This is a genomic window from Actinophytocola xinjiangensis, assembly GCF_001921215.1.
GTDB classification, from domain to species: domain Bacteria; phylum Actinomycetota; class Actinomycetes; order Mycobacteriales; family Pseudonocardiaceae; genus Actinophytocola; species Actinophytocola xinjiangensis.
On record NZ_MSIF01000054.1, the window covers coordinates 1 to 6,623 of the forward strand.

The following is a 6,623-nucleotide window of genomic DNA, read 5'->3' on the forward strand; positions in this document are numbered from 1 at the left end:
CACTTTTCGGGGAAATGTGCGCGGAACCCCTATTTGTTTATTTTTCTAAATACATTCAAATATGTATCCGCTCATGAATTAATTCTTAGAAAAACTCATCGAGCATCAAATGAAACTGCAATTTATTCATATCAGGATTATCAATACCATATTTTTGAAAAAGCCGTTTCTGTAATGAAGGAGAAAACTCACCGAGGCAGTTCCATAGGATGGCAAGATCCTGGTATCGGTCTGCGATTCCGACTCGTCCAACATCAATACAACCTATTAATTTCCCCTCGTCAAAAATAAGGTTATCAAGTGAGAAATCACCATGAGTGACGACTGAATCCGGTGAGAATGGCAAAAGTTTATGCATTTCTTTCCAGACTTGTTCAACAGGCCAGCCATTACGCTCGTCATCAAAATCACTCGCATCAACCAAACCGTTATTCATTCGTGATTGCGCCTGAGCGAGACGAAATACGCGATCGCTGTTAAAAGGACAATTACAAACAGGAATCGAATGCAACCGGCGCAGGAACACTGCCAGCGCATCAACAATATTTTCACCTGAATCAGGATATTCTTCTAATACCTGGAATGCTGTTTTCCCGGGGATCGCAGTGGTGAGTAACCATGCATCATCAGGAGTACGGATAAAATGCTTGATGGTCGGAAGAGGCATAAATTCCGTCAGCCAGTTTAGTCTGACCATCTCATCTGTAACATCATTGGCAACGCTACCTTTGCCATGTTTCAGAAACAACTCTGGCGCATCGGGCTTCCCATACAATCGATAGATTGTCGCACCTGATTGCCCGACATTATCGCGAGCCCATTTATACCCATATAAATCAGCATCCATGTTGGAATTTAATCGCGGCCTAGAGCAAGACGTTTCCCGTTGAATATGGCTCATAACACCCCTTGTATTACTGTTTATGTAAGCAGACAGTTTTATTGTTCATGACCAAAATCCCTTAACGTGAGTTTTCGTTCCACTGAGCGTCAGACCCCGTAGAAAAGATCAAAGGATCTTCTTGAGATCCTTTTTTTCTGCGCGTAATCTGCTGCTTGCAAACAAAAAAACCACCGCTACCAGCGGTGGTTTGTTTGCCGGATCAAGAGCTACCAACTCTTTTTCCGAAGGTAACTGGCTTCAGCAGAGCGCAGATACCAAATACTGTCCTTCTAGTGTAGCCGTAGTTAGGCCACCACTTCAAGAACTCTGTAGCACCGCCTACATACCTCGCTCTGCTAATCCTGTTACCAGTGGCTGCTGCCAGTGGCGATAAGTCGTGTCTTACCGGGTTGGACTCAAGACGATAGTTACCGGATAAGGCGCAGCGGTCGGGCTGAACGGGGGGTTCGTGCACACAGCCCAGCTTGGAGCGAACGACCTACACCGAACTGAGATACCTACAGCGTGAGCTATGAGAAAGCGCCACGCTTCCCGAAGGGAGAAAGGCGGACAGGTATCCGGTAAGCGGCAGGGTCGGAACAGGAGAGCGCACGAGGGAGCTTCCAGGGGGAAACGCCTGGTATCTTTATAGTCCTGTCGGGTTTCGCCACCTCTGACTTGAGCGTCGATTTTTGTGATGCTCGTCAGGGGGGCGGAGCCTATGGAAAAACGCCAGCAACGCGGCCTTTTTACGGTTCCTGGCCTTTTGCTGGCCTTTTGCTCACATGTTCTTTCCTGCGTTATCCCCTGATTCTGTGGATAACCGTATTACCGCCTTTGAGTGAGCTGATACCGCTCGCCGCAGCCGAACGACCGAGCGCAGCGAGTCAGTGAGCGAGGAAGCGGAAGAGCGCCTGATGCGGTATTTTCTCCTTACGCATCTGTGCGGTATTTCACACCGCAATGGTGCACTCTCAGTACAATCTGCTCTGATGCCGCATAGTTAAGCCAGTATACACTCCGCTATCGCTACGTGACTGGGTCATGGCTGCGCCCCGACACCCGCCAACACCCGCTGACGCGCCCTGACGGGCTTGTCTGCTCCCGGCATCCGCTTACAGACAAGCTGTGACCGTCTCCGGGAGCTGCATGTGTCAGAGGTTTTCACCGTCATCACCGAAACGCGCGAGGCAGCTGCGGTAAAGCTCATCAGCGTGGTCGTGAAGCGATTCACAGATGTCTGCCTGTTCATCCGCGTCCAGCTCGTTGAGTTTCTCCAGAAGCGTTAATGTCTGGCTTCTGATAAAGCGGGCCATGTTAAGGGCGGTTTTTTCCTGTTTGGTCACTGATGCCTCCGTGTAAGGGGGATTTCTGTTCATGGGGGTAATGATACCGATGAAACGAGAGAGGATGCTCACGATACGGGTTACTGATGATGAACATGCCCGGTTACTGGAACGTTGTGAGGGTAAACAACTGGCGGTATGGATGCGGCGGGACCAGAGAAAAATCACTCAGGGTCAATGCCAGCGCTTCGTTAATACAGATGTAGGTGTTCCACAGGGTAGCCAGCAGCATCCTGCGATGCAGATCCGGAACATAATGGTGCAGGGCGCTGACTTCCGCGTTTCCAGACTTTACGAAACACGGAAACCGAAGACCATTCATGTTGTTGCTCAGGTCGCAGACGTTTTGCAGCAGCAGTCGCTTCACGTTCGCTCGCGTATCGGTGATTCATTCTGCTAACCAGTAAGGCAACCCCGCCAGCCTAGCCGGGTCCTCAACGACAGGAGCACGATCATGCGCACCCGTGGGGCCGCCATGCCGGCGATAATGGCCTGCTTCTCGCCGAAACGTTTGGTGGCGGGACCAGTGACGAAGGCTTGAGCGAGGGCGTGCAAGATTCCGAATACCGCAAGCGACAGGCCGATCATCGTCGCGCTCCAGCGAAAGCGGTCCTCGCCGAAAATGACCCAGAGCGCTGCCGGCACCTGTCCTACGAGTTGCATGATAAAGAAGACAGTCATAAGTGCGGCGACGATAGTCATGCCCCGCGCCCACCGGAAGGAGCTGACTGGGTTGAAGGCTCTCAAGGGCATCGGTCGAGATCCCGGTGCCTAATGAGTGAGCTAACTTACATTAATTGCGTTGCGCTCACTGCCCGCTTTCCAGTCGGGAAACCTGTCGTGCCAGCTGCATTAATGAATCGGCCAACGCGCGGGGAGAGGCGGTTTGCGTATTGGGCGCCAGGGTGGTTTTTCTTTTCACCAGTGAGACGGGCAACAGCTGATTGCCCTTCACCGCCTGGCCCTGAGAGAGTTGCAGCAAGCGGTCCACGCTGGTTTGCCCCAGCAGGCGAAAATCCTGTTTGATGGTGGTTAACGGCGGGATATAACATGAGCTGTCTTCGGTATCGTCGTATCCCACTACCGAGATATCCGCACCAACGCGCAGCCCGGACTCGGTAATGGCGCGCATTGCGCCCAGCGCCATCTGATCGTTGGCAACCAGCATCGCAGTGGGAACGATGCCCTCATTCAGCATTTGCATGGTTTGTTGAAAACCGGACATGGCACTCCAGTCGCCTTCCCGTTCCGCTATCGGCTGAATTTGATTGCGAGTGAGATATTTATGCCAGCCAGCCAGACGCAGACGCGCCGAGACAGAACTTAATGGGCCCGCTAACAGCGCGATTTGCTGGTGACCCAATGCGACCAGATGCTCCACGCCCAGTCGCGTACCGTCTTCATGGGAGAAAATAATACTGTTGATGGGTGTCTGGTCAGAGACATCAAGAAATAACGCCGGAACATTAGTGCAGGCAGCTTCCACAGCAATGGCATCCTGGTCATCCAGCGGATAGTTAATGATCAGCCCACTGACGCGTTGCGCGAGAAGATTGTGCACCGCCGCTTTACAGGCTTCGACGCCGCTTCGTTCTACCATCGACACCACCACGCTGGCACCCAGTTGATCGGCGCGAGATTTAATCGCCGCGACAATTTGCGACGGCGCGTGCAGGGCCAGACTGGAGGTGGCAACGCCAATCAGCAACGACTGTTTGCCCGCCAGTTGTTGTGCCACGCGGTTGGGAATGTAATTCAGCTCCGCCATCGCCGCTTCCACTTTTTCCCGCGTTTTCGCAGAAACGTGGCTGGCCTGGTTCACCACGCGGGAAACGGTCTGATAAGAGACACCGGCATACTCTGCGACATCGTATAACGTTACTGGTTTCACATTCACCACCCTGAATTGACTCTCTTCCGGGCGCTATCATGCCATACCGCGAAAGGTTTTGCGCCATTCGATGGTGTCCGGGATCTCGACGCTCTCCCTTATGCGACTCCTGCATTAGGAAGCAGCCCAGTAGTAGGTTGAGGCCGTTGAGCACCGCCGCCGCAAGGAATGGTGCATGCAAGGAGATGGCGCCCAACAGTCCCCCGGCCACGGGGCCTGCCACCATACCCACGCCGAAACAAGCGCTCATGAGCCCGAAGTGGCGAGCCCGATCTTCCCCATCGGTGATGTCGGCGATATAGGCGCCAGCAACCGCACCTGTGGCGCCGGTGATGCCGGCCACGATGCGTCCGGCGTAGAGGATCGAGATCTCGATCCCGCGAAATTAATACGACTCACTATAGGGGAATTGTGAGCGGATAACAATTCCCCTCTAGAAATAATTTTGTTTAACTTTAAGAAGGAGATATACCATGGGCAGCAGCCATCATCATCATCATCACAGCAGCGGCCTGGTGCCGCGCGGCAGCCATATGTCGGACTCAGAAGTCAATCAAGAAGCTAAGCCAGAGGTCAAGCCAGAAGTCAAGCCTGAGACTCACATCAATTTAAAGGTGTCCGATGGATCTTCAGAGATCTTCTTCAAGATCAAAAAGACCACTCCTTTAAGAAGGCTGATGGAAGCGTTCGCTAAAAGACAGGGTAAGGAAATGGACTCCTTAAGATTCTTGTACGACGGTATTAGAATTCAAGCTGATCAGACCCCTGAAGATTTGGACATGGAGGATAACGATATTATTGAGGCTCACAGAGAACAGATTGGTGGTACTAGTGGTGGTGGTGGTTCTGGTGGTGGTGGTTCTGATGATGATGATAAAGCGGGATCCAAAAAGATTATTTTGACTATTGGCTGTCCTGGTTCTGGTAAGAGTACTTGGGCTCGTGAATTTATTGCTAAGAATCCCGGGTTTTATAATATCAATCGTGATGACTATCGCCAATCTATTATGGCGCATGAAGAACGCGATGAGTACAAGTATACCAAAAAGAAAGAAGGTATCGTAACTGGTATGCAGTTTGATACAGCTAAAAGTATTCTGTACGGTGGCGATTCTGTTAAGGGAGTAATCATTTCAGATACTAACCTGAATCCTGAACGTCGCCTAGCATGGGAAACTTTTGCCAAAGAATACGGCTGGAAAGTTGAACATAAAGTGTTTGATGTTCCTTGGACTGAATTGGTTAAACGTAACTCAAAACGCGGAACTAAAGCAGTACCAATTGATGTTTTACGTTCAATGTATAAAAGCATGCGAGAGTATCTCGGTCTTCCAGTATATAATGGGACTCCTGGTAAACCAAAAGCAGTTATTTTTGATGTTGATGGTACACTAGCTAAAATGAATGGTCGTGGTCCTTATGACCTTGAAAAATGCGATACCGATGTTATCAATCCTATGGTTGTTGAACTGTCTAAGATGTATGCTCTTATGGGTTATCAAATCGTAGTCGTTTCAGGTCGTGAAAGTGGAACTAAAGAAGACCCAACGAAATATTATCGTATGACCCGTAAATGGGTTGAGGACATTGCTGGCGTTCCATTAGTTATGCAATGTCAGCGCGAACAAGGCGATACCCGTAAAGACGATGTAGTTAAAGAAGAAATTTTCTGGAAACACATTGCACCGCATTTTGACGTGAAATTAGCTATTGATGACCGAACTCAAGTAGTTGAAATGTGGCGTCGTATCGGTGTTGAATGCTGGCAAGTCGCTTCGGGAGATTTTTAACTCGAGCACCACCACCACCACCACTGAGATCCGGCTGCTAACAAAGCCCGAAAGGAAGCTGAGTTGGCTGCTGCCACCGCTGAGCAATAACTAGCATAACCCCTTGGGGCCTCTAAACGGGTCTTGAGGGGTTTTTTGCTGAAAGGAGGAACTATATCCGGATTGGCGAATGGGACGCGCCCTGTAGCGGCGCATTAAGCGCGGCGGGTGTGGTGGTTACGCGCAGCGTGACCGCTACACTTGCCAGCGCCCTAGCGCCCGCTCCTTTCGCTTTCTTCCCTTCCTTTCTCGCCACGTTCGCCGGCTTTCCCCGTCAAGCTCTAAATCGGGGGCTCCCTTTAGGGTTCCGATTTAGTGCTTTACGGCACCTCGACCCCAAAAAACTTGATTAGGGTGATGGTTCACGTAGTGGGCCATCGCCCTGATAGACGGTTTTTCGCCCTTTGACGTTGGAGTCCACGTTCTTTAATAGTGGACTCTTGTTCCAAACTGGAACAACACTCAACCCTATCTCGGTCTATTCTTTTGATTTATAAGGGATTTTGCCGATTTCGGCCTATTGGTTAAAAAATGAGCTGATTTAACAAAAATTTAACGCGAATTTTAACAAAATATTAACGCTTACAATTTAGGTGGCACTTTTCGGGGAAATGTGCGCGGAACCCCTATTTGTTTATTTTTCTAAATACATTCAAATATGTATCCGCTCATGA

At 50.4% G+C, this 6,623-nt stretch carries 5 protein-coding genes and 2 pseudogenes; 1 reads left to right on the forward strand and 6 read right to left on the reverse strand.

What is annotated here, in order from left to right; genetic code table 11:
- Nucleotides 1-85 precede the first annotated feature (85 nt).
- The 6 genes and pseudogenes from aph(3')-Ia to BLA60_RS41745 form a co-directional block, all read right to left on the reverse strand.
- The gene (aph(3')-Ia, locus tag BLA60_RS41710; RefSeq protein ID WP_000018329.1) at nt 86-901 is read right to left on the reverse strand and encodes an aminoglycoside O-phosphotransferase APH(3')-Ia; all 816 of its coding nucleotides are present in this window, start codon (nt 899-901) and stop codon (nt 86-88) included.
- Nucleotides 902-2,037: 1,136 nt separating this feature from the next.
- Entirely contained in the window at nt 2,038-2,262 is a 225-nt protein-coding gene (locus BLA60_RS41725) for a Rop family plasmid primer RNA-binding protein (protein ID WP_003660230.1), read from the reverse strand.
- 70 nt (nt 2,263-2,332) lie between these two features.
- Nucleotides 2,333-2,596: a site-specific integrase gene (locus BLA60_RS46620; RefSeq protein ID WP_003660253.1), complete on the reverse strand. Its 264-nt coding sequence runs from the start codon at nt 2,594-2,596 to the stop codon at nt 2,333-2,335.
- A 50-nt stretch (nt 2,597-2,646) separates the two neighbouring features.
- A pseudogene (locus tag BLA60_RS41735) lies at nt 2,647-2,988 on the reverse strand (hypothetical protein); the annotation flags it as partial.
- Nucleotides 2,989-3,037: 49 nt separating this feature from the next.
- Nucleotides 3,038-4,120: a DNA-binding transcriptional repressor LacI gene (lacI, locus tag BLA60_RS41740; RefSeq protein ID WP_000805902.1), complete on the reverse strand. Its 1,083-nt coding sequence runs from the start codon at nt 4,118-4,120 to the stop codon at nt 3,038-3,040.
- Between the two features lie 79 nt (nt 4,121-4,199).
- Nucleotides 4,200-4,484 (reverse strand): annotated as a pseudogene (locus tag BLA60_RS41745) (MFS transporter); the annotation flags it as partial.
- A gap of 109 nt (nt 4,485-4,593) precedes the next feature.
- Here BLA60_RS41745 and BLA60_RS41755 point away from each other — a divergent pair.
- Nucleotides 4,594-5,910, forward strand: coding sequence for a phosphatase domain-containing protein (locus tag BLA60_RS41755; RefSeq protein WP_099723125.1), 1,317 nt, complete (start codon nt 4,594-4,596; stop codon nt 5,908-5,910).
- Nucleotides 5,911-6,623 lie beyond the last annotated feature (713 nt).